The sequence below is a fragment of the Paenibacillus solisilvae genome, from assembly GCF_042656405.1.
Classification (GTDB): Bacteria; Bacillota; Bacilli; order Paenibacillales; family Paenibacillaceae; genus Paenibacillus_Z; species Paenibacillus_Z solisilvae.
In genome coordinates, this window is the sequence record NZ_JBHSOW010000071.1 from 32065 (window position 1) to 54423 (window position 22359).

Here is a 22359-nt window from a genome sequence, read left to right on the forward strand (position 1 = left end):
ATGAAACTGCAAACAGAAAAAGCGACGGTAGTATTTAATATCCTTGGTTTTACAGTTATGACGGTGCTGACACTTGCTTGTCTGCTGCCCTTCTGGGTCATTCTCTCGGGTTCTTTCACTTCGGAGATGGAGATTATTGCCGAGGGCTTCAAGCTGTGGCCGAGTCAATTCTCGATCGAGGCCTACCAGTCGGTGTTCAGTAATCCCGGCCAGATTCTGAGAGCTTACGAAGTGACGATTATCCTTACTCTCGTCGGTACGGCAGTCGGCCTGTTCCTTACTTCTATGGCAGGTTACGTGCTGTCCCGGAAGGAGTTCAAGTATCGGAACGGCCTGGCCTTCTTCATCTACTTTACGACCTTGTTCAGCGGCGGTCTGATTCCGTGGTACATCCTGATCGTGAAATATATGGATCTCAAAGACAGTTACCTGTCCTTGCTTCTTCCTTTCATCATCAGTGCATGGAATATCATCCTCATGAAAAATTTCATCAAATCGATTCCAGACTCGATTGCCGAGTCCGCAAAAATAGACGGCGCCGGAGATTTCCGGATATTCTGGAGCCTCATCTTACCGCTGTCAGCGCCTGGGCTTGCGACCATCGGGCTGTTCATGGCCTTGGCTTACTGGAACGATTGGTTCCTGGCCAATCTCTTCATTACAACGGAGGACAAATTCCCGCTGCAGTATCTGCTCTACAAAATTCTTGCAAGTGCGGCTGTCCTGAAAACAGATATCGCCGGCAATTTATCGCCGGATATGAAACCGCCTGCAGAAACGTTAAAGATGGCGGCATCCGTCGTCGTTACAGGTCCGATTGTATTCCTTTACCCTTTTGTGCAGCGCTTTTTTGTCAAAGGCTTAACGATCGGAGCGGTCAAAGGTTAGAACCGGCTCGCCGGCTAACATATTTAGCTCGTCCATAAAAAGGAGGCGTCAATATGAACAGAAAGATGAAGCGGGTCGGTTCCCTTCTGCTCTCTCTAGTGCTGTGCGGCACGATTGCGGCAGCTTGCGGTAACAACAGCTCCAATTCAGGAAATTCAGAAGCACCGGGAGGATCGGCATCCACCAACACAAAAGCAGATCCGGGCAAGCCCGATATCTCGGACAAAGTGGAATTAGTGTGGTACCTGCTGGGCGATCCAAGCGCGGACTCCCAGAAGGTTGTCGATCAATGGAACAAGATGCTGGAGAAGGATTTGAACACGACGGTCAAATTGAACTTCACAACGTGGAGCGACTGGCAAACCAAATATAATCTGCTGCTTGCAACAGGCGAGAAAGTGGACATGATTTTTGCCTCCACCTGGGCGGATTTCTATAAATTCTCCAACCAAGGCGCGTTTATGCCGCTTGATGATCTGCTGCCAACCTATGCACCTGATACATGGAGCAAGGTACCGAAGCAGGATTGGAACGAAGCAAGCGTCAAAGGTAAAATCTATGCCATACCTGCAACCTACCCCGAGTATACGCCGGATGGCCTCGTCTACCGGGAAGACTGGAGAACAGAGCTTAATCTCCCTGAAATTAAAGATTTGGACTCCATCGAAGCTTATCTGGACGGGGTTAAAAAAGCGAAGCCTAATGTGACGCCTATTAACGGAAAAGCTTGGAACGAAGTGTTCTCGCTCTTCAAAAGCTATAACGGATACGAGCAAATCGGGGGCGACAGCGGCGTTGTCGTAGCCAAATCCTATGATACGCCAAGAGACATTATAGCTTATCCGTTCACGGCGGAATTTGAAGCTTGGGTCAAACGGATGAAAACCTGGGCGGACAAAGGCTTCTGGGCATCCGACTCGCTGGCTTCTCAAAAGGAGCCTGGAGATGCAATCAAAATCGGTACAGGCGCCGTTTACCTGCGTAATGCTCCTGCAGCTGGCGGATTCATTACTGATCTCGGTAAAAATAAACCGGATATTAAAGTGGGCTACTTCCCGTTCAACCGTTTCCACAACTATGTCATGCCTACCCTGTCGGTTAACAATGCCATGGCGATTCCTAAAGGAGCCGCTAATCCGGAACGTGCTTTGATGGTACTCGACAAGCTGCGGAATGATCCCAAATATTATGATTTGATGACGTACGGGATTGAAGGCACACATTATTCGATTGCAGACGACGGCAAAACGGTTGTTACCCCTCCGAAGGGCATGGAGGGCAAGAAAGACTTTAAAGGCTACGATATCGCCAGCTGGGGCTGGAGAGTGGATTCCATGTCCCGCGTCAAGCAGGCTGCTGGCTGGGCAGGCTTCGATCCTCTGCTTGAGGAGTTCAAAGCAGAGAGCAAGCCGAACATCTTTGCGCCGATCCTGCTGGACTACCAGCCGGTTAAAGCCAATCAGGCCGCTCTGAATCAAGTGTTCGAGCAGTATGGCAAGCCGCTTATGATGGGTCTGGTTCCGGATGTGGACAAGGCGCTGGCCAACTTCCGAGAACAGCTCACGAAGGCAGGCGTGGATAAAGTGGTTGATTATGTAAAGACGGAAGCGATCAAATATGACGATGAAAAAGGGATTAAATAAGCTGTGAATCTTCATAAATCATAAGGCTGGGGGATGGTGGATGATGGCTGGTCGCCATGGTCTGATCGTCCCTCTTCTTTATGATCCAACCCATTAAAGTCTGGAGTCATGAACCATGGTAAAGTTGCGTTCTCTTCGCAGAAAGACGTTTTGGCTTTGGCTCACGGCTGTAATCGCGGCAGGAGGAGGAATCATCGTGGCAGCACATCAAACGGGGACTGAGGGGAGACAAACCGCGCTCTTGAACCCCATCCCTAAACAATCAGAAGGTCCTTATTTGCAGACAACTCTGTCATTAAAACCGATAGACGGAACGAAAGTCGCTTTCCAAAACGGCATCCCCGTTCCCTCATTCGAGCCTCGGCAGCGGACGAAGATTCTCCTTTAAATTGTTTGATATAAGATTTTACCGTGTTAACCATAGCTTTAATTTCTTCCCAGCATACAAATCAATTAAAATTGGCTCCAGCTTTTTCCACATTTTCATGAGGTCATGACCAACGTTATTTTAATGTCGCTATTTTCTCCTGTTTGCTGCTGCAAGGTACCCGGCAGGCGAGAATGCGGGCTGTAAGCGCTATGCTGCTGCAGGGAACGCTGAAATAAAAGAAGGGCTACCCTTAGTCATTTAAGACTTCAAGGACAGCCCTCTACGAGTTTATATTTACTTGATTTCCTCGCTGCGGTCGGTTGCCGGAGGAGGGGTAACGGATAAAGCGGTAATTTCATCCCTCAATTCTGGCGTCATCACCAGCTCAAGCGCATCCAAGGAAGGCTTCAGCTGATCCAGATTGCGTGCCCCGATAATGGGAGCCGTAATGCCGGGATGAGACATGACCCATGCGACAGCGAGTGTAGCGGGGTGCATTCCTTTCGAATTGGCGTATTCGGTAAAACGTTGAGCGATATCGAAATACAACTCCTCGCCATACCTCCGCGAGTACATCTCTTGTTCTACCAATCGGCCTCCACTCGATTTTTCGCCCGCGCTGTACTTTCCGCTGAGCAAGCCTCCGCCTAAAGGACTGTACGAAATTACTCCGATTTGCTCCGCTTCCGCCATAGGTAAAATTTCCACTTCGGCTTGGCGTTTTACTAGATTATACATTGGCTGAATCATCTCGAAGCGGGCAAGCCCTTCTTTTGAGGAGATGCCCTGTGCCTTCGCAATCTGCCATGCCGCCCAATTGCTGACGGCCGGATATAAGATTTTGCCCTGCTGCTGCAAATCGTCCAAAGCGCGCAGCGTTTCTTCCATCGCTGTGTCTGAATCGAAATGGTGTACGAAATAAAATTCGATGCGGTCGGTACCCAAACGTTGTAGGCTTTCTTCCACGCTGAGCATAATGTGTCTGCGCGATAATCCGCGCGCGTTCACATCTGACCCCGTGGGCAAACATACTTTCGTTGTCAAGACGAGCTCATCCCGGCAATCGGCGATCAAACCGCCGAGAATTTCTTCCGATTTGCCTCCGTTATAAACATTGGCCGTATCGAAGAAGTTAATTCCTAGTTCCCTGCAGCTGTTGAACATCGCTTTGGAAGTTTCGGCGTCCGCAGCGCTTCCGAACGTCATAGTGCCGAAGCACAAGGGAGACACTTTGATTCCTGTTTTGCCAACGGTTCTGTAATTCATTCAGCGGTTCCTCTCTATATCTTTAGTGGGTAAAATCGGATTTCTTCAAATATCCTTCAGAATCAAATGTCATGTCCGCAAGCTTCTCGATGACTTCCACATGTGGAAGTTTCATAACTTCAGGCAGCAAGGATTCCGAGACATACAAATATTCCAGATGAAGCGTATTGGGAATTCGGACGATTTTCGCCTGTTCGGCTGCCACGCCCCAGTTCGATCGAAGCGCGGCATGAAGGGCTTCTTTATCGTTCTCCAACACAATCGGAATCATAGCTCTGCTAAGGAACGTACTGGTGACGACATTCTCGTTCATTTTCTGCAAATCTATTTTTTCATATAATCGCTTCGTGGTTAAATCTGCCAAGCCGATTCCGAGCGAATTGCCGTGCGATTCCTCGCTAAGATCGCTCGCGACAATGTACTTGACGCTTGGACTTTCAGGCTCCTCGACGCCAAGAATTCGAATTCTGCCGATAATATTCGTATCCATGCCTGTACCGCTGTAGTTTTTGCCGATCTCATCAACCACCAGAACATCAATATCCTCTACCGGCAGCTTAGGCATCAAGGATGCCGAGAAACGGAGCAGCTCCGCTTCTCGCTCAGGAATATTGGCAGTGGGAATCGCCTCGATAACGGCGGTTTCCTCGAAAGCATTCTCCACGATGCCCACTCCGCACAAAATATTCAGCTTCTCCAGCATTACACGGGCTACTTCCGGCATGATATCACGAATTCCATGAACGCCGTAGCTGTGCAGCAGAAGCGCCTGTTTATGCTTTCCGAGGCCGATGGCCGCCATCTTCATCAAGCCGCTTTCGATGCCGATCGGCGACTTGAAATCGGTGTGCACTTTGATGCGTCCTACCAGTATGATCGCATCGGCCGAGAGCGCGTTCTTATCGGTATATACGGGCAAGCCGGCGGGAGTTTCGCCGATTTGTTCCACATCCATGGAAGAGACGACCGGCGCCCCGCAGAACTCCTCCGTAATGCCGAAACTATGCAGCACTTCGACTTGCCCCTCGGCCGTCGCGCCTCCATGGCTTCCCATGGTCGGAACGATAATCGGCTCCGCCTCCCACGCCTTCAATCGACTCGCTATAGAACGAATGATGACGGCGATGTTGGCAACTCCTCTGCTGCCGGCAGTTATCGCTACCTTCATTCCTGGTTTGATCTTGTCTTGAATTCCCGCTTTATCCAATTGGGCGAATACTTCAGCTTCGATATCTGTAACAACAGGTCCTTCAAACGATTGTCTTACTTTTGCCATACGAGGCAATTTCATTTCGATTTCCCTCCGTTCTAGTGCTCGGCGATGCGCTGCTTCGCATGGTTAAGCTTATAATATAGGTCATAATAGCGGCCAATACTAAGGACGATGCCAAGAAATAAAAACCCGCATGAAAGTCGCCTGTCGCATCTTTCAATACACCTACAAACTTAGGACCGTAATAGCCGCCCAAATTTCCGATGGCATTCTGCAAGCCTAGAGCGGCGCCGACGATACTGGCCGGCACAACCGCCGTAGGAATCGCCCATAAAGGTCCGTAAGGAGCGTATACCCCGATCGCGGTAATGGAAAGCAGCACCATTTGCAAGTAAGGATCAGTAACGAACTGTCCGGCGACCATACTGGCTGCGGCGATTAACAACGGAATAATGACATGCTGCTGCCGATTCATACGGCGGTCGGACCAATAAGAATTAAGAACCATACCTATCAATGCGCAGGTAAAAGGAATCGCCGTTAACCAGCCCATAGCTGCAGGATCTTCAGTAAATGTTCTTACAACACTCGGCACCCAAAGCGTATATCCGTAAAAGCCGGTCATCCAGAAGAAATACATGACAACCAGACCCCAAACGGTTTTGTTCTTGAATGCAGCCCCGTAGCCTTTGGATTTAACCGCTTTCTTCTGCTCTTCCACTAACTCGTTGTCCAGTCTTTCACGTTCTTCCGCACTCATCCAAGAGGCTTGCTCCGGAGTGTCCTTCACGACGAACAACCAAACGAACGCCCAGATCAGCGGTGGAAATCCTTCAATAACCAACACCGTGTGCCAGTCAAAATGCTGCAGCAATATTCCCGACAAAGGAGCCATTAGCACAGCGGATACCGGAAGGCAAGCCATCCAGAAAGCGTTTGCCCGCGCCCGCTCTTTTAGTGTAAACCATCTTGCCAACAATACCAATACCGCAGGCCAAACGCCGCCCTCGGCCACGCCGAGAAAGAAACGCGCGATTCTTAACTGCGCTTCGGTTTGCACAAAGCCGCATGCAATGGCAGCAACTCCCCACAATACCATCAGAATAAAAATGACTTTTCTCGCCGACCATTTGCTGGCAAGCAGCCCGCCGGGAATTTGCAGGAGCATGTAGCCCCAGAAGAAGATCCCTGCAATATCGCCGACCGCCGAAGCGTTCAAATTTAAATCCTCTTGAATGTAAGGGATCAAGATACCGACATTGATACGGTCCATGTACGCCAACATGTACATGATAAAGGCTACGGGAATGATTTTCAGCCATTTTGAGGAACTCATACGCTCTCCATCTTTCTATTTAAAATTTTGTGTAGACGCTAACAATTCTGACTGTATGATGCTGTATATGTGCGGAATACTTGCTCCGCCGCAAGCTCAAGCAATTCAGATCCCTGTTCCATCGCTTCTTCAAGCGTCATAGGAGCGCTTACAATGCTGTGAAAACTGTGTATTCCATATTGATACAACGTCTCGATCCCTCTGCCGATTGAACCTGCAAGAACAATAACGGGAATTCCTTTCTTTTGCGCTTCCTGCGCGACACCCATCGGCGTCTTCCCCGAAGCGGTTTGGGAATCAATCCGGCCTTCCCCGGTAATGACTAGGTCCGCTCCCTCAAGATTGTCCGTAAGCTTTGTGTACTCGATCACAACATCGATGCCGCGATTCATCTTCGTTGGAAAGAACGCCTGGAATGCTCCGCCGATTCCACCAGCAGCACCCGCTCCCGGTCTGTCGTGCAAATGAATTCCCGTTTTTCTTTCGATCAGATCAGCCCAATGCCTTACATATTCGTCTAACTTGTTCGCCATTTCTTCGGTTGCCCCTTTTTGAGGGCCGAATACGTGAGATGCCCCTTGCGGTCCGATTAACGGATTTTGAACATCGGATGCAATCAGAAAATCAGCTTCAGCCACCCTCGGGTCAAAGTTCCGAACGTCCAGCTCCACAATTCGGCGCAGCTCGCCTCCTCCAAAACCGACGTCGTTTCCCTCGGCATCCAACAATCTCATCCCGAGCGCCTGAAGCATACCGATGCCTCCATCGTTAGTAGCGCTTCCGCCAATGGCAAGAATAAACTGTCGGCACCCTTCATCCAACGCATGTTTAATTAATTGTCCAGTGCCGAATGTCGTCGTTAGCATCGGATTCCGCTGCTCCGCTCGGATCAAATACAAGCCCGAAGCGCTGGCCATTTCAATGACGCAAGTTTTGTTATCGCCAAGTATGCCATATGATGCCTGAACCGGAGATGCAAGCGGTCCTGTTACTATCACCTCCATCCTTCTTCCGCCTGTTGCGGAAACCAAGCTGTCCATCGTCCCTTCTCCACCGTCTGCAACCGGCACTAAAACCGTACTCGCTTCCGGCATGACTTTCCTTATTCCTCTTTCAATGGCTTCAGACGCTTCCAAAGCCGACAAGCTCCCTTTGAATGAATCGGGTGCGATCACAACCTTCATTGCACTTTCATCTCCTTGAAACCGCTTTCCATTTCTATAGATTAATTATATTTTATTTAACTCCTCCCACACATCGGTTATAATAAACAAAAATTCTATTGAAATCAGGATCATTTTCTGTGCATAAATAATAATATAAATTCTACAATATAAGGATGTTTACCTATATTATGTTAACGAAAGAAATTGCTGGTGAAATTATTAAACAAACGATGACCCGATTAAATCGGAATATTAATATTATGGACCATGACGGAACCATTATCGCGTCGGGAGACCCGGATCGGATCAACCAGCTTCATGAAGGAGCATTGGACGTACTGCGCACCGGAAAACCGATTACCGTAACGAAAAAGAATAAGCAGCACTGGAAAGGGGCTCTGCCGGGAATTAATTTGCCGATTCAATTCCAGGGTCAGATGATCGGCGTAATTGGCATTACCGGAAACCCGGAGGAAATTGAAGAGTTTGGCGCACTGGTTAAGATGATCACCGAAATGATGATAAACCAGTCTTTCTTGACTGCACAGGAAGAGTGGAGGCACCGATTGAAAGAACTCATCTTCGATGAATGGGTCCAGGAGGAGCCTAACCTTGAAACGGTAAAACAAAGACTCAACCTGCTCGGCATGAAAGTAGGGACCCCCTGCCAGGTTGGACTGCTGGAGATCGACAATTCCGATCGACCCCTGATGAATCGAGAATTGATTCGAAAGCTCGAAGAAATCTTTAATGAAAAACGCGTCATGATCGGATCTTTGAACGTGAACCGTTTATTCCTTCTCGCACTGGGGATCACGGAGGGAGTTTTCAAAAGAAAGTTAAATCAGGCCATGGACTTGCTGCAGCGAATGAATATCGCATTCCGGATCGGACTTGGGTCTTCCGTTAAAAACCCTGCATTGATCCGCTATTCCCTTGAAGAATCCGAAATCTCCTTGCTGCTCGGAAACGGAGAACAGAAACTTATTGCTTATGCGGAGATTGAAACGAAAGCGCTTATTGAAAGGGTCGATGCTCGCATTAAGCAGCAATATCTCGAACGCATACTGCAGCAGATGCCCGATAAGATGGTAGAGACTCTGGAATGTTTCTTTGCAAACAATCTCAACATCAGCGAGACGGCAAAAGCGATGTATATTCATCGTAATTCGCTGATTTACCGCATCAAGAAAATCAAAGAGGATACAGGCTATAATCCGCAATTGTTCCAAGATGCCGTTTCTCTGCAGCTAGCCGTATGGATATATACCATGAGAAAGAAATAAATATATTTTTTGATTGGATTGCAAATTCTACGGCTTTATCGCTTACCTCTTTATAACCCCTGATTCTTCTAATGCTTCAATTTCCATCTCATCCACTTGTAATCTATCCCCATAAGCTCATCCAATTAAATAAAAAAAGCAAACCAGCTGTGGTCGATGGAGACACCTGACCTGTATGTGGCCGAGTTCAAAATCGCCGATCCCGCCCAAACAGATCGAAACCTATGCGTCGACCCTTCAATCGCTGCTGGAGAAATCAACGAAGACGCCTCAAGGGACCGCTAACCCGAGCGGTTATGTGGCCGGTATCGATTTCTGGATTATGTATGAGCCATTCAAGCCGTAATAGGTATTCCTTCATAGGACTGAACGCGCAATAAAATCCCTGTTCCTTTGCTTGAGCAAGGGGCAGGGATTTTTGATGGGTGTCTTTGCGACTACGCTCAATTCAGCGAAACAACATATCCTGCTCTTCCGCCCCTTTCACTTCATAATCAGACAAGCATAGTGATTTCCCGCAAGCAGATTGTAGTGGAATTGGATCGCTTCCTCTGTAATTGCAGCCCGTATAACGAATGATCTTGTCAAAAAGTTTCACTCTTAGAATTCTAATTTGTGAACAAGTTGTGAACTTGGAAGGATAATCGTGGAAAAACACGAATAAGTAGCCAGAATGAAAAATTTGCCGAATTCCCGCCATTGGGAAACGGGGGAACCATTTTGGGTGAATTGATCCCGACGTCCGCTAGCACGGACGCCAGAGGCGATCATAGGGAGCCTTCAACCGAACCCCACAGCTAACCTCGTAGGCACCGGAAGGAGTTTCCTGTTTTGAAAAAGATCTCTGCAGCACTGATCGGTTTAGCGATGTTGCTTGTTTTCCAAGCCGGGAGCGTTTTTGCAGACTCCAAGCTGGACGGCGTCGTTACCGATCTAATCGGAACACCTTATGCAACAGCCGGCACGACCACAAGAGGATTCGATTGTTCTGGATTTACGATGTACGTGTTTAATAAACTCGGCGTCTCCATCCCGCACGCTTCCCGGTCGCAAGCAGGTCTAGGCAAAAAAGTCGCGAAGAGCGATTTGATTGCTGGCGATCTCGTATTCTTCAATACGAACGGCAAAAGTATTTCCCACGTAGGCATTTATGTTGGAGACGGCAAGTTTGCACATGCATCCTCCAGCAAAGGCGTAACAATCAGCGCACTCAGTGACTCCTACTACGTTAAACGTTATGTTACTGCGCGCCGTGTTATGAGCCAAACCAGTTACGAGAAATATGCAGATGACCCGTCTGATGAGCTGGACGGCGGAGGCGACTCCGATTAAAAACTGCTCCGCATCGCTGCCGCGATGTGCAGGTGGGCCGCAGGTGCTCGTCCCTTTTGGGACGAATGCCTGCGGCTTTATTATTTTGTGCGCCGGCTTAGACAATAGAAGGGCAGAGTGTGCTCCTTGTATTTATATACACCGAAAAGACCTCTGTTCAAACCATTTGCGCGCATTTGAGGCGATTAAACGCCGCGGAATTATAATAGGCTGCCGCCCATACTTAAGGGCGGCAGCCTATTATCGGTTCATGCACCTCCGCGATGAGGATTGGGAATGCCCGATTTCCGCTTTTCATGATCAGACTGCGGGCGCAGTTGGTAGCGGGCCCACCAGAAGGCGCGTCCGATCTGGACATCGAGCTGCACACCGAGCGGGTTGAGCAGTTCATGGAGCTCATATGCAGTCCCGCAGCCTTCACCGCGGCGGTCTGCAATCACGACCGTAGCTCCCGTACGCAGGCGATCATGCCAAGCTTCCAGGAAAGCGGACCTCTCATCAGGCGCAAGCTCTCCTAAGCAAAAGCACGCAAGCCCCGCTTCAAAAGAGCCCGCAACGCTCGTCAGCTCGGATGAACGCACCATTTTGACAGCCGGTGTCGTAATCCGCGGCGTTCGCGGCCCGGAAACGCGAAGCACGTTTCTGCCTGCTAATGTCTTGGTCACGGCATATTCGACCCGCTTCCACTCGCTCCATCTCTGATCCAAGCTCTCCTTCAATCCCACCATAGCCTACCTCCCGTGTGATGCATTCCTGCTGCTGTGTATCTTGTTCTATACCTATGCCGCTCCGCTCGCAAACTGACCAGAAACAGGTATAATAAACCACAAGAGGGTCGTTCCTGTCCCTTCGTATTGCGTACAGCCGGCCTCACCCATTCCGATACATCTCTCACCCATATAAAGGAGCTGTTGAATCATGTCCTCACGGCTTTCTCCGGCCCTAGCCGCCTTCCATCCCACGCTCGCCGGCTGGTTCTTCGAAACCTTCGGCGACCCGACGCCCGTCCAGCTTGAAGCATGGGCCTCGATCAGGGATAACCGGCATACCTTAATTGCCGCGCCTACCGGTTCAGGCAAAACACTAGCCGCATTGCTGCCCTGCCTGGATAAGCTGGCCAATGACAAAATTACTGCCGCTCAGCACCGCAGCCGCACCTGGACACCGGGTGTGCGTGTACTCTACGTCACCCCGCTGAAGGCGCTGAACAATGACATCCAGTATCATCTGGTTGGGTTTATTGAAGCGCTCGAGCGTCATTCCTCCCAAGCTCCCCTGCAATCCCAATCCATGCCCGATTGGCCTGGCATCCGTTCTGCTGTGCGGACGGGAGATACCCCTTCCCATGAACGTGCCAAAATGCTAAGGCGGCCGCCGGACGTACTCGTCACGACACCCGAATCCCTGTACCTGCTGCTTACCTCGGATAAAGGACGCAAGATGCTCCAAACGGTGGAAACCGTCATTGTTGATGAAATTCACAGTCTGGCCGGTGATAAACGGGGCGCCCATCTGTCGCTCACACTTGAGCGTTTAACCGCACTGGCTGAGCAGCCGGTCCAGCGAATCGGTGTATCGGCCACGCAGAAACCGCTCGAACGCGTCGCCCTGTTCTTGGGAGGCTGGGATTCCGGTTCAGCATCCTCGACGCCTCCTCAAGCGGGCGGCCAGCAGCAGCCCCATCCACTAGGCTATTCCCCCCGCCCGGTCGAAATTGTGGAGAGTGCCATGAACAAGAACATCCAGGTTCGCGTCACCATGCCTGACCTCAGCAAGCCCGCTATGACGCGTGAAGGCGTGTGGGTGCCGATTGTCGAGCGGCTCATGCAGCTGATGGACGGCTGCCGGTCTGCGCTGCTGTTCGTAAACAGCCGCCGCCTGTGTGAGCGGCTCGTCCTGCGCTTAAATGAGCATGCGGGCGGCGAAATGGCGCGCGCCCACCATGGCAGCTTGTCCCGCGAGCGCCGGCTTGAGGTCGAGCGCATGCTCAAAGCAGGCGAGCTGCGCTGCTTGGTCGCCACCTCTTCCCTGGAGCTTGGCATCGATGTCGGTCACATCGATGTGGTCATTCAAGTGGACTCGCCGAAGGCGGCCGCTGCCGGTATCCAGCGCATCGGGCGCGCGGGCCATGCCGTGGGCGACGTCAGCCGCGGCTTCATCGTCGCCCGCCACCGGGGCGACTTGCCCGAATCGGCCGTTTTATGCCGCAGCATTGCGCTTCGTGATATCGAAGAGATCACACTGCCGCATGAGCCGCTGGACGTGCTGTCACAGCAGATAACCGCAATGGCTGCAGCTGAAACGATCACCGCAGACGAGCTTTATGCACGGCTGCTTCGCAGTGAATGTTACCGGCGTTTTCCCCGGGAACGCCTGGATGCAGCGCTGAAGGTACTGGCTGGCTTTTACCCTTTTGCCAGACCGCTTATCGAGTGGGACCGCAAGAGCGGCCTGCTGTCGAAGAGAGCCAACACCGCGATGGCAGCCGTTACAGGCGCGGGCACCATCCCGCAAACCTCAGCCTATCCCGTTCACCATGCACAGAGCCGCATCCACCTTGGAGAACTCGATGAGGAATACATCGGGGAAAGCCGCGTCGGCGATGTGTTCCAGCTCGGAACCAGCTCATGGATGATCAGCAGCATCGAGAACGACCGTGTATATGTGAAGGAAGCGCCGAACCGCTTCAGCGAAATCCCTTTTTGGAATGCCGAGCCCGGCGGACGCAGCTATGAGCTTGGCCGCAAGCTCGGGCGGTTCTTGAGTCAGCTCTCCGATAAGCTCGGATTAACCGCCGGTCAATCCGGCGGAGAAGTCCCCTCCAAGCAGACGGAGCAAGCCGCCTCGGATTGGCTGGATGCCGATTACGGGGTTGATCGGGTCGCTTCCGAAGCACTCATCGAGCTTGTAGAGGCGCAGCACCGGGCAATTGGCCTGCCGACTGACAAGCGTATCGTTATCGAGCATTATCAGGACCTCATGAATCATACCCATGTCATTATTCACAATCCGTTCGGAAGGCGGGTGAACCGGTCATGGCTGCTTGCGATTGAGCGGCAGTTTGATGCTCTGCCTTATAAAATGTTCGGAAATGCCAAGGATAACGGCATTGATCTCGTTATTCCCGACTGGGACGCCTCTTGGCTGCAGACGCTGTGGCATATTACGCCAGGCAGCGTGGAACCGCTGCTTACAGAAGCGATTACCGGATCACCGCTGCTCGGCGTTGCCTTCCGCCGCATTGCGGAAACCTCGCTGCTGTTATCCCGCAGCTTCACGAGAACGCCAATGTGGCAGAAGCGGTTCCGCTCCGAAGAGCTTCTGAAGCAGGCCCTTCCCTATGCGGAGCATTTTCCCTATTTGCATGAAGCGATGCGGGAATGCCTGCACCAGTTTATGGATTCAAGCGGCCTGAAGCAGGTGCTTGAGGCGGTCTCCTCCGGCCAGATCGAGATCGTCGTGAAGGAAACGAAGACCCCCTCTCCATTTGCCGTCCAGTTCTTATCTGATTATGCCACCGCTCAGCTTTATGAGGGCGACGGCTTAAGCGAGACCACACAGCTCCAGCTTATGAGCCTTAGTAAATCGGCTGCAAGCGAGCTGTTTAGCGTGGAGGCGGTGAGACAGGCTATCGACCCAGTTATTGCACGCAAGGAAGCAGAGCGGCTGGAGATCGGCAGCGCTCCCCCTGCAACTGCCAATGAACTCTATACACTGCTTAAGCATCGGGGGGATTTGAGCACGGAGGAATTGGCCGGCATTGCGGGAGAAGATGTCCACTCCTGGCTCATTGCCCTTCAGCAGCAGGAACGGGTGGTTCAGCTTCAGAAGGAGCGGTATTCAGGGAGATGGATATGCGTGGATGAACAAGAGATGTATGAGGATTTTCCCGCGAAGGACAGCGCAATTGCCTTTGTTGCCGGGCGGTTCGCGGAGCACCGGCTTTCCTTTACCGAAGATGAGCTTTGCAGCCGCTATCCTTTTGTTACAGCTGCCGTTGCCGGGCGTATTATTCAGCTGCTGCTTGATTTGGACCGCATTGAGCAGGCCCCGTTCGCCGCAAATGATGACGAACGGATCTGGACCAGCCGGAATGTAGCGAAGCGGCTTATCCGTCTTACCATTGAGCAAGCCCGCAAGCAGGCCGAGCCGATCGAGCCGATCCGTTGGTGCGCCCATATGTCGATGCTTCAGCATGCACTACCCGGTACGCAGCTGAGCGGAATTGACGGACTGCGGACGATTATCGGCAAGCTGCAGGGCTTTTATTTGCCCGCATCGCACTGGGAGTCCATCGTCTTCCCCGCCAGATTGACGGGTTACCGCAAGGAGGATCTGGATCTGCTGTGCGCCTCGGGCGAGGTCATCTGGCTGGGCCGTAAGGAAGAGAGTGAGAAGGAAGGCAAAATCGCCTTCTTCCTTACCGATTCGAAACCCCTCTACTCGCCTTATATTAACCGTTCATTAGAGGGGGCCGCTTCCAAGCATCCTGCGCTGCTCAAGCTTCTCCAAGAAGGAGGCGCAAGCTTCCTCACCAGGCTGAGCCGCGACTATGGCAAGCTGCCGTCCGAGCTGCTGACCGACCTGCTCGATCTTATCTGGGAAGGCCGCGTCTCGAACGATCAGTTCGCACCGCTCCGGCTGCAGCTGGCAACCAAAGGCAAACAGCTGGCCAGGACCGGATCCGGGCTTGGACGATGGTATTGGACGGGATCGCTTGATGAGCATCCGTCCAGGTCCGGCGAGAGGGAGGAACCAACCGCAGCCGGTGGTGCGGTCTCCGCAGCGGCTTCTGCTTTTGCCGGATTGAAGCAGACGGATCTGCCGGAATCTGCGCTTCACTGGACGCAGCATTTGCTGGACAGCTACGACATTCTGTCCAAGGATTTGATCGCCCAGCTGTCTCCCTTCAGCTGGGAGGAGCTGCTTCCTGTTCTTAAGCAGCTGGAGCATTGGGGGGTCGTTACAAGAGGGTTATTTCTCCGCGGCGTACCGACGCTTCAGTTTGCGCGGCGCGAGCAAATTGCCGCGGTGCGTCAGCCTTTTCCAGGCCAAGACGAAGAAGCCGTTACGCTGGTTGCCGCTGTCGATCCGGCCAATCCCTATGGGCTGGCCATCGACTGGCCATCCGCGGCAGGTGCATCCTTCTCGCGCAAGAGCGGCAACTATTTGGTGTTATACCAAGGGGAGTGGCGCTTTTGGATCGAGAATAAGGGGCGTAAAATCGTGGAAATCAATCCCGCTGCCGCGCATAAGGATGCCCCGGGTACAGATCATCAGAAGCGTCTCAAACATATTTTCGGTACCGTACTCCGGCAGCAGCACCTCAGCAAGATCAAAATCGAATTTTGGAACGGGGAGCCTGTCATCGAATCCACCGCGGCTAACCCCCTGCTGGCCATCGGCGCAGAGCGGGATAACCGCAGTCTCGTGCTGTGGCCAAGTCAGCTCCAATAAAGGTGGGAGAAAGAAAGAGGAAGCCGTATATAGAGGATAAACCGATCAGGAATCGTGTGATTCGTTCTATGCAAAGTCTATGTGGCATAAATGCATATAGCTCGCCTGAGAGACTGCTCAGCAGGCTTTTTGCGCAGCAAATAACCCTGATCGGTCTGCTGCTATCTTCAGGGACTTCACTTCGTTATATTGTTCTTAAAAGGAGCGGTTACCCTAATGAAATTGACTACGCAACGGAGCTGGATTTTGACTACATCGCCAAGCAGGATCACCATATAATGTCGGACTTAATTGGCAGGAAAATAACAGAAAAAGAAATAGCCATCATCCGTGACCAAGAAGGGATCTATCTCGGTTTTATGAGGTTTGGATATTTCTGGGACAACACGCCTTTTATGAATATGATTTGGATGGATGAACGCTGCCGGGGCAAAGGCATTGGAACAAAAGTCGTTTTATGGTGGGAGAATGAAATGAAGGAAAAAGGCTGTAAGCGCGTCATGACCTCTACCTTGGCGAGTGAAGAGGCTCAGCACTTTTACAGAAAATTAGGCTACCTTGATGCCGGATGCCTGCTGCTCGATCATGAGCCTCTCGAAATCCTTATGACTAAATCCATCTAACTCATCTGCCGTCATACGGCGCATCCTCATTGATCCGACAGTTGTATTTGCTTGATTTGCTTCGAGTTATCGGGCTGCTCCAGCCACTTCTCAATGTCCTTGGCATTCATCGGCTTCCCGTAATAATAACCCTGCATGACACGGCAGCCGCGCGACTTCAGGAAGCTCATTTGCTCCTCTGTTTCCACGCCTTCGGCGATGACCTCCAAATTCAACTGCCCTGCTATCGTAATAATAGCGCTAATAATGGCTTGCTTGGAGGTCAAATCACTTTGCCGGATAAATAATCGGTCAATCTTCAAGGCATCGATCGGCAGTTCATCCAGACTTCCCAGCGAGGAGTATCCCGTCCCAAAATCATCCATCGAGATTCGCACGCCGAGCTGCTTGAGCTGCTTAAGCTGTTTAATCGTATCCTGCAGGTCATACATGGCAATCGTTTCGGTGATTTCCAGCTCAAGGTTGTCTGGCTTTATTCCGGTTTCTTGAAGAGCTTCTTCAACCATCTCGCCGAGTAAGCCGCTCTCAAAGACGCGAATCGACATATTAACAGAAATGCAGATATGCAGAAGATCAAGAGACTGCCATGCTGTATTTTGCCTGCATACTTCGTGAATCATCCACCGGGTCATCGCTACGATCAACCCGGTTTCCTCTGCGATTGGGATGAACTCAGACGGCATAACCACGCCAAGCCGGGGATGATTCCAGCGTATCAATGCTTCCATGCCGGATACATGATTACTCTCCGCATCCCATTTGGGCTGATAATAAACCTCCAGCTCCTCATTCACAAGCGCTTTGCGCAGGTCCCGCTCGAGCTCCATTTTGCGGACAAGCAGCCGGTCCGTCTCTTTATCAAAGAGCTTATATTGATTCTTGCCCGCACCCTTCGCCCGGTACATCGCCATATCGGCCGCCTTCAGCAGCATCGTCCGGTTCATGCCATGCTCAGGCGCCAAGCTTATGCCTATGCTGGAGGTCACATAAATTTCGTTCCCAAGAATCGAATACGGCCGTTTGATACCTGCAATGATGACATCGGCAAGCGCGGATGCTTCCGGCTCTCTCCCCTTGGCCGAGGCGATCAGAAATTCATCGCCGCCGAGCCGAAATACGGTTTGATCGCCGGATGAAGCTTCTTTGAGCCGGATGGCAACCTCTTTAATCAATAAATCACCGGCGTCATGTCCCAGCGTATCATTAATGGTTTTGAAGCGGTCCAGGTCGATAAACAGCAGAAACCCGCTTTCTTTTCCCGGGAAAGAGGACTCGAAATACCGGGTCAGATGATGACGGTTAGGCAAGCTGGTAAGCGAGTCGGTATACGCCATCCGTTCAAGCACATTACGGTCAAAGAAAATAACACCGGATGAGATCGCCAGCAGCACAAAGGTCGCTATGGCGACACCGACGAGCAGGAACGGCTCGGATTCCGCCATATAATCTAACATTTGCGGACCATTCGTCTGATCAAGCCGAAATTCAGTCGCTTCCAGCGCCAGATAATGAATGCCGCATATCGTCAGCCCCAGCATACTCGCATATAGCATCTTCATTGGCATATGAATACTTGGTGTATTCCGGGCCCGCCGGAACAGATAGAGGGTACCATAGCAAGCGGCATAAGCTATGAGGATAGCAGGAGGAATATCCTGATAACGGTAGGAGACTAGAATGGGCGGTTTAATCGCTGCCGTCCCGAAATAATGCATAGCCAATATTGCGCTGCCCATAAAAAAGCCCGCAGGAATAACACGGCGGATGCTTGCCTCTGAGACGGTCGTAAAGCGGAAAGCAATAAAGGAAGCCGTAATACCTGCAGCTATCGATAGCAGCGTAATCAGCGGATTATAATCCACGGCCACTCTCATATGAAAGGAGAGCATACCGACAAAATGCATGGACCACACCCCCACGCCTACAACGCAGGAGCCTGAGACCAGCCATGCCCTCTGGCTTTTCCCGCTCTCGCGGGATATTTTATTGGCTAAACTGAGCGCTGAGTATGAGACCGCTGCTGCAATTAGAAAGGATAGCAGCACCGTCATACCGTTATAATGCCCATTCATAAGATTCAACTGCACGACCTTCTTTACCGACTTTATCGTAACTTTTCTTTTTTGAAGCAGCACTCATCATTATAATTTAACAAAAAGTAAAACTAAGAAAAAAACGCTATTTTTCGACAATTTCATAAGAGATTTTAAAACATAAAAATATTCCAAATCAGGATGAGCAAAACATTATTTTATTATCGTTATCCCTCCTAATTTTATGATAAAGTTAATACCGAGTTTAACGTGTGGGGAGAGATGGATATCATGACCCGGCTTATCTTCTTGGGTTGCATTGCTTATTTGATCGTCGGTCTGGGTCAGCTTGTTGTCGGATCTATTATGGAGCCTATGGTACATGCCTACGGCATTGATTACAGTGATGGCGGGCAGCTGGTTATGAATCAGTTTTTAGGCGGACTATTCGGTATTGTCTGCGCGCCTTGGTGCATTCAGAGATTCGGCAAAAAGTTTGTTCTGCTTCTGGCGCTGGGATTGATGGCCGCAGCGGAGTTTCTGTATACGCTGCTTCCGCCTTGGGGCATTATGCTGACGATTGCCCCGATTGCCGGAATCGGGATTGGGATGACGGAGACGGTGGTCGGCTCCTTTATTATCGGCGCTTCCGGAGAACGTGCGAATACGGCGATGAGCCGCGTAGAAACCTTCTTCGGGGTCGGCGCGCTGCTTATCCCTTTTGCGGGAGCTGCACTTATCCAGTCCGGCTACTGGAAGCTCTCATTCGGCATTGTCGGCTTACTGTCGACCGCAACGCTTATTCTATGGGCACTTTGCTGGCCGGGTATTCTTGACAGTCCGGCACTGGCGCAGATGAAGGAAACGCCGGACAAGCGCTCAGCTGACCACCCGCCAAAGCAGCGGACATTCATGATTCTTGCTGCTTGTGCGCTATTCTTCGCCATTTATGTAGGGCTGGAGATGAGCTATATTCATTATCTGCCTTCTGTTCTCGTTCTAGGCAACGGCTTATCGGATTCCACGGCCGCGCTCACCTTAAGCATTTTCTGGGGAGCCATGGTTATCGGACGTATGGTATCCGGCCAGATTGCCGATCGGGTTGGAGGGTCCGTCTATTTGTTTGCCGCCTGCCTAACTGCAGGTGTGCTCTTCATGCTGATGACTTTAATGACGGGAACAGCACCGACACTCGTGCTCACTTTCCTGGCCGGGCTGTCCATGTCAGGTATGTTCGCCATTGCGCTTGTCTTTGCTAATCGCGCAGCGCCCGGCATGACGGAACGTACAACAAGCCTGCTTATGGCATTCGGCGGCATCGGCGGCGCTCTTCTGCCCAAGGGTACAGGCTGGCTGCTGGATCAGCAAGGACCGGAGGCTGTACGCTGGTTCTTCGCTGCGACAGCGCTGGTGCTGCTGCTCGTTATGATGTGGGCGAGCGCTTCCGTCCGCCGCAGTACGAAAGCCGTGAAAGTCATTGAGGTAGGTATCGGACAGTAGTTATACATTGAACAGGAAGAAGGTTGCCTATGCATGCTATAAGCCGTCGCAAGCGTGATTTGGAGCAGTATATGCCCGATTTGACCATCGAAACGGAACTAGTTGAAGCTTATTGGGATTCTGTTTTGCAAGCCTATCAGGACAAGCCTCTTCAAGTGAAGCTGGAACCTTCGGATTCTCCGTTCCCTTCCGTTACCGTTCAGAAGCTAACCTATGAAGGCTATGATCATACGCCTATCCACGGTTGGTATATGGTACCCGCGGAGAAACACAGCCAGGGCTTGCCCTGCATCGTCACACTCCCAGGGTATACCGGAGATAAAGGCTATCCGGAGAGATATGCCGAGTGGCTGCTGCTGGGCTATGCGGTTCTGGCTGTGGACGTTCGGGGTCAAGGCGGAGAGACCGGCAACCGGCTGCCCGAGGCAGCAGGCTCGTCCAAAGGCTGGGTCTCGATGGGCTTAGCCGATAAGGAGCATTCCTATTATCAAGCCATTACGATCGATGCCGTCAGAGCCGTCGATGTTGCCGCACAGCTTCCAGAGGTGGATCGCCATAAAATTGCGGTCTTCGGCGTCAGCCAAGGCGGCGGTCTGGCCTTGCTTGCAGGTGCGCTCCACAGCAGTGTCGCTGCAATCATCGCCGACATTCCGAATATGTGCCATATGGATTACGGAGTCCTCCATTCAACCGGCTCCTTGACGGAAATCGCGCAGCACCTGAAGCGATATCCCGATCAGCTTGAACCTGTGCTGGAAACACTGGCCTACTTCGATATGCTCAACCTGGCTCCGCGCATCCATGCTCCAGTTCTGATGTCTGTTGGTTGGAAGGACACCGTCTGTCTGCCGGAAACCATCTATGCCGTCTACAACCGGCTTAATACCGATAAGAGAATCTACGATTATCCGTTCAACGGCCATGAGGTCGGCGAGTTTCATAACCGGGAGCGGATCCAGTTTCTGAGCAGTCTGTTCAAGTAAGACTGTAAAACCTGTGATGGACAAGAAATGAAAAAGCTATCCTTCGGCAGCTGGCTGCGGGGGATAGCTTTTTTGCGTCTGATGGGTTTGGTGGGTTTGAGCAGCAGCTTAGACCATTGAACAGTGAAGGCAAACAACCATTTTTCTAAAAGATAGGGACTTCCCTAGTTCGTTCCTGCCTTGAAGCGATACGATATAGCAGCAGCTATCTGGGGGAGGCGATAAGTTTGCTTGTTAATAAGCGGAGGAATTGGGAGAAGAAACGATCCTTAGCCCGGAGTATGCGCATTCACAAAGTCAAGCGTACCTTGCGCTGCGCACGGCTGAGTAAGTATAACCGAAATCGGCGGCTGTCACTGAATTGGCGTTTGCGCCGCCTTGGTATGTCCGCCTGCATCCGAGAAGAACAAATAGAGAGGGGATAAGCTATGGCACTGGAGTCAACCTCCAAGCTTGTCATACCGGGGACCATCCTGCATGCACTTCTTCAAAGAAACAAAGGTAAGCAGATGGACGTGATGACGACAGCCGGTATGGCAAACGGACTGCTGCATGCTTTTAATCCAACTTTTCTGACGTTAACAAGCGATACCGGCAAAGAAACCTATATTCTATTCGACTACGTCGTCTCTTTCTCTTTCACAGAGCCTGACCCCAGCAGTTAAAGGATTTCCTCGTGTAGAATAAGAGTGCAAATAAGTCGCGGCAGTGCTGAATGATCCCCTTTAAGCAGACAGCGTATAACAAGCGCACTACAGTTTACTTGGAGGGGATTTTTTAATGGGCGAAACTAGGAAGACCTCTATCATTGAAATACAATTCCGTGGCAACCCGGCCCCAATGCCTATTTGTACGCGTTTGTTTCAGGTGCTGGCAAACAGTCGGTGATGCCGGTAGACGAAGTCCAGCGTGACTCGTTGTCACGGGTTGGGCTCCGGCAGATGCCTGTGAATGCTTTCTGGGGACGCGGCCCTGAATGGATGGGCATGCCCATCCATGTCACCTGTGCCAGGCAGAACTGCTTGTGCGATTCTCCGAACGACACCTCACATATTCTCCTAGCCGCTAACTAAACTGGATTTCATACAGTATAGAGAGTGATTTTGAATCTAGAGGGCAGCTATACTGCATTTCATACAGTTATATCAACCCCGATGGCTGATAGGGAGCCTACTTTGGCTGTAATAACTGGATATGCAGTTAGACTATTTAGTAGACACGCCTTAATGGAAGACCTGTATACTTAAAATAAAAAGGTCGAGG

17 protein-coding genes and 1 riboswitch are annotated in these 22359 nt (G+C 51.2%); of the genes, 11 read left to right on the forward strand and 6 right to left on the reverse strand.

Going from position 1 to position 22359, the window contains the following annotated elements; genetic code table 11:
• From ACFPYJ_RS19700 to ACFPYJ_RS19710, 3 genes are all read left to right on the forward strand, one after another.
• The gene (locus tag ACFPYJ_RS19700) at positions 1-888 is read left to right on the forward strand and encodes a carbohydrate ABC transporter permease (RefSeq protein WP_379189904.1); all 888 of its coding nucleotides are present in this window, start codon (positions 1-3) and stop codon (positions 886-888) included.
• A gap of 53 nt (positions 889-941) precedes the next feature.
• The gene (locus ACFPYJ_RS19705; protein WP_379189905.1) at positions 942-2531 is read left to right on the forward strand and encodes an extracellular solute-binding protein; all 1590 of its coding nucleotides are present in this window, start codon (positions 942-944) and stop codon (positions 2529-2531) included.
• A 196-nt stretch (positions 2532-2727) separates the two neighbouring features.
• Entirely contained in the window at positions 2728-2919 is a 192-nt protein-coding gene (locus ACFPYJ_RS19710; protein ID WP_379189906.1) for a hypothetical protein, read from the forward strand.
• 276 nt (positions 2920-3195) lie between these two features.
• Here the strand turns inward: ACFPYJ_RS19710 and ACFPYJ_RS19715 are convergent, their stop codons facing one another.
• The 4 genes from ACFPYJ_RS19715 to ACFPYJ_RS19730 are packed head-to-tail and all read right to left on the reverse strand — an operon-like array spanning position 3196 to position 7900.
• Positions 3196-4167 carry an aldo/keto reductase gene (locus ACFPYJ_RS19715; protein ID WP_379189907.1) on the reverse strand — a complete coding sequence of 324 codons (972 nt, stop codon included), beginning with the start codon at positions 4165-4167 and terminating at the stop codon, positions 3196-3198.
• A gap of 22 nt (positions 4168-4189) precedes the next feature.
• A complete protein-coding gene (locus ACFPYJ_RS19720) occupies positions 4190-5458 on the reverse strand; it encodes a nickel pincer cofactor-dependent isomerase, group 22 (RefSeq protein ID WP_379189908.1) in 1269 nt (422 codons plus the stop codon).
• A complete protein-coding gene (locus ACFPYJ_RS19725) occupies positions 5418-6716 on the reverse strand; it encodes an MFS transporter (RefSeq protein ID WP_379189909.1) in 1299 nt (432 codons plus the stop codon). The genes ACFPYJ_RS19720 and ACFPYJ_RS19725 overlap by 41 nt, the downstream gene beginning before the upstream one ends.
• 38 nt (positions 6717-6754) lie before the next feature.
• Positions 6755-7900, reverse strand: coding sequence for a glycerate kinase (locus ACFPYJ_RS19730; protein WP_379189910.1), 1146 nt, complete (start codon positions 7898-7900; stop codon positions 6755-6757).
• A gap of 170 nt (positions 7901-8070) precedes the next feature.
• Here ACFPYJ_RS19730 and ACFPYJ_RS19735 point away from each other — a divergent pair, with 170 nt between their 5' ends.
• From ACFPYJ_RS19735 to ACFPYJ_RS19745, 3 genes are all read left to right on the forward strand, one after another.
• On the forward strand, positions 8071-9168 hold the full coding sequence (locus ACFPYJ_RS19735; RefSeq protein WP_379189911.1) for a CdaR family transcriptional regulator: 1098 nt from the start codon (positions 8071-8073) through the stop codon (positions 9166-9168).
• 175 nt (positions 9169-9343) lie between these two features.
• On the forward strand, positions 9344-9514 hold the full coding sequence (locus tag ACFPYJ_RS19740) for a hypothetical protein (protein WP_379189912.1): 171 nt from the start codon (positions 9344-9346) through the stop codon (positions 9512-9514).
• 327 nt (positions 9515-9841) lie between these two features.
• A riboswitch (cyclic di-AMP (ydaO/yuaA leader) is annotated at positions 9842-9995 on the forward strand.
• Positions 9996-9999: 4 nt separating this feature from the next.
• Positions 10000-10500 (forward strand): C40 family peptidase, encoded by a 501-nt coding sequence (locus tag ACFPYJ_RS19745; RefSeq protein ID WP_379189913.1) that lies wholly within the window; start codon positions 10000-10002, stop codon positions 10498-10500.
• 248 nt (positions 10501-10748) lie between these two features.
• Here ACFPYJ_RS19745 and ACFPYJ_RS19750 read toward each other — a convergent pair whose 3' ends face one another.
• Positions 10749-11228, reverse strand: coding sequence for a hypothetical protein (locus tag ACFPYJ_RS19750; RefSeq protein ID WP_379189914.1), 480 nt, complete (start codon positions 11226-11228; stop codon positions 10749-10751).
• A 190-nt stretch (positions 11229-11418) separates the two neighbouring features.
• On the opposite strand from ACFPYJ_RS19750, the gene ACFPYJ_RS19755 reads away from it, so the two are divergent.
• A complete protein-coding gene (locus tag ACFPYJ_RS19755) occupies positions 11419-15957 on the forward strand; it encodes a DEAD/DEAH box helicase (protein WP_379189915.1) in 4539 nt (1512 codons plus the stop codon).
• Between the two features lie 68 nt (positions 15958-16025).
• Positions 16026-16580 carry a GNAT family N-acetyltransferase gene (locus ACFPYJ_RS19760; protein ID WP_379189916.1) on the forward strand — a complete coding sequence of 185 codons (555 nt, stop codon included), beginning with the start codon at positions 16026-16028 and terminating at the stop codon, positions 16578-16580.
• 26 nt (positions 16581-16606) lie between these two features.
• Here ACFPYJ_RS19760 and ACFPYJ_RS19765 read toward each other — a convergent pair whose 3' ends face one another.
• On the reverse strand, positions 16607-18652 hold the full coding sequence (locus tag ACFPYJ_RS19765; RefSeq protein WP_379189923.1) for a putative bifunctional diguanylate cyclase/phosphodiesterase: 2046 nt from the start codon (positions 18650-18652) through the stop codon (positions 16607-16609).
• Positions 18653-18904: 252 nt separating this feature from the next.
• On the opposite strand from ACFPYJ_RS19765, the gene ACFPYJ_RS19770 reads away from it, so the two are divergent.
• The 3 genes from ACFPYJ_RS19770 to ACFPYJ_RS19780 all read left to right on the forward strand — a co-directional run bounded on the left by ACFPYJ_RS19770 (position 18905) and on the right by ACFPYJ_RS19780 (position 21761).
• Entirely contained in the window at positions 18905-20113 is a 1209-nt protein-coding gene (locus ACFPYJ_RS19770; RefSeq protein WP_379189918.1) for an MFS transporter, read from the forward strand.
• Positions 20114-20142: 29 nt separating this feature from the next.
• Positions 20143-21096 (forward strand): acetylxylan esterase, encoded by a 954-nt coding sequence (locus ACFPYJ_RS19775; RefSeq protein WP_379189919.1) that lies wholly within the window; start codon positions 20143-20145, stop codon positions 21094-21096.
• 428 nt (positions 21097-21524) lie between these two features.
• Positions 21525-21761 carry a hypothetical protein gene (locus ACFPYJ_RS19780; protein WP_379189920.1) on the forward strand — a complete coding sequence of 79 codons (237 nt, stop codon included), beginning with the start codon at positions 21525-21527 and terminating at the stop codon, positions 21759-21761.
• The last annotated feature ends 598 nt before the right edge of the window (positions 21762-22359 follow it).

What these genes read in the sequence shown, in the direction of transcription:
- ACFPYJ_RS19700 (WP_379189904.1), top strand. Translation starts at nt 1, where the DNA reads ATGAAACTGCAAACAGAAAAAGCGACGGTAGTATTTAATATCCTTGGT.
- ACFPYJ_RS19705 (WP_379189905.1), top strand. Translation starts at nt 942, where the DNA reads ATGAACAGAAAGATGAAGCGGGTCGGTTCCCTTCTGCTCTCTCTAGTG.
- ACFPYJ_RS19715 (WP_379189907.1), bottom strand. Translation starts at nt 4,167, where the DNA reads ATGAATTACAGAACCGTTGGCAAAACAGGAATCAAAGTGTCTCCCTTG.
- ACFPYJ_RS19720 (WP_379189908.1), bottom strand. Translation starts at nt 5,458, where the DNA reads ATGAAATTGCCTCGTATGGCAAAAGTAAGACAATCGTTTGAAGGACCT.
- ACFPYJ_RS19725 (WP_379189909.1), bottom strand. Translation starts at nt 6,716, where the DNA reads ATGAGTTCCTCAAAATGGCTGAAAATCATTCCCGTAGCCTTTATCATG.
- ACFPYJ_RS19730 (WP_379189910.1), bottom strand. Translation starts at nt 7,900, where the DNA reads ATGAAGGTTGTGATCGCACCCGATTCATTCAAAGGGAGCTTGTCGGCT.
- ACFPYJ_RS19735 (WP_379189911.1), top strand. Translation starts at nt 8,071, where the DNA reads ATGTTAACGAAAGAAATTGCTGGTGAAATTATTAAACAAACGATGACC.
- ACFPYJ_RS19740 (WP_379189912.1), top strand. Translation starts at nt 9,344, where the DNA reads ATGTGGCCGAGTTCAAAATCGCCGATCCCGCCCAAACAGATCGAAACC.
- ACFPYJ_RS19750 (WP_379189914.1), bottom strand. Translation starts at nt 11,228, where the DNA reads ATGGTGGGATTGAAGGAGAGCTTGGATCAGAGATGGAGCGAGTGGAAG.
- ACFPYJ_RS19755 (WP_379189915.1), top strand. Translation starts at nt 11,419, where the DNA reads ATGTCCTCACGGCTTTCTCCGGCCCTAGCCGCCTTCCATCCCACGCTC.
- ACFPYJ_RS19760 (WP_379189916.1), top strand. Translation starts at nt 16,026, where the DNA reads ATGCAAAGTCTATGTGGCATAAATGCATATAGCTCGCCTGAGAGACTG.
- ACFPYJ_RS19765 (WP_379189923.1), bottom strand. Translation starts at nt 18,652, where the DNA reads ATGAATGGGCATTATAACGGTATGACGGTGCTGCTATCCTTTCTAATT.
- ACFPYJ_RS19770 (WP_379189918.1), top strand. Translation starts at nt 18,905, where the DNA reads ATGACCCGGCTTATCTTCTTGGGTTGCATTGCTTATTTGATCGTCGGT.
- ACFPYJ_RS19775 (WP_379189919.1), top strand. Translation starts at nt 20,143, where the DNA reads ATGCATGCTATAAGCCGTCGCAAGCGTGATTTGGAGCAGTATATGCCC.
- ACFPYJ_RS19780 (WP_379189920.1), top strand. Translation starts at nt 21,525, where the DNA reads ATGGCACTGGAGTCAACCTCCAAGCTTGTCATACCGGGGACCATCCTG.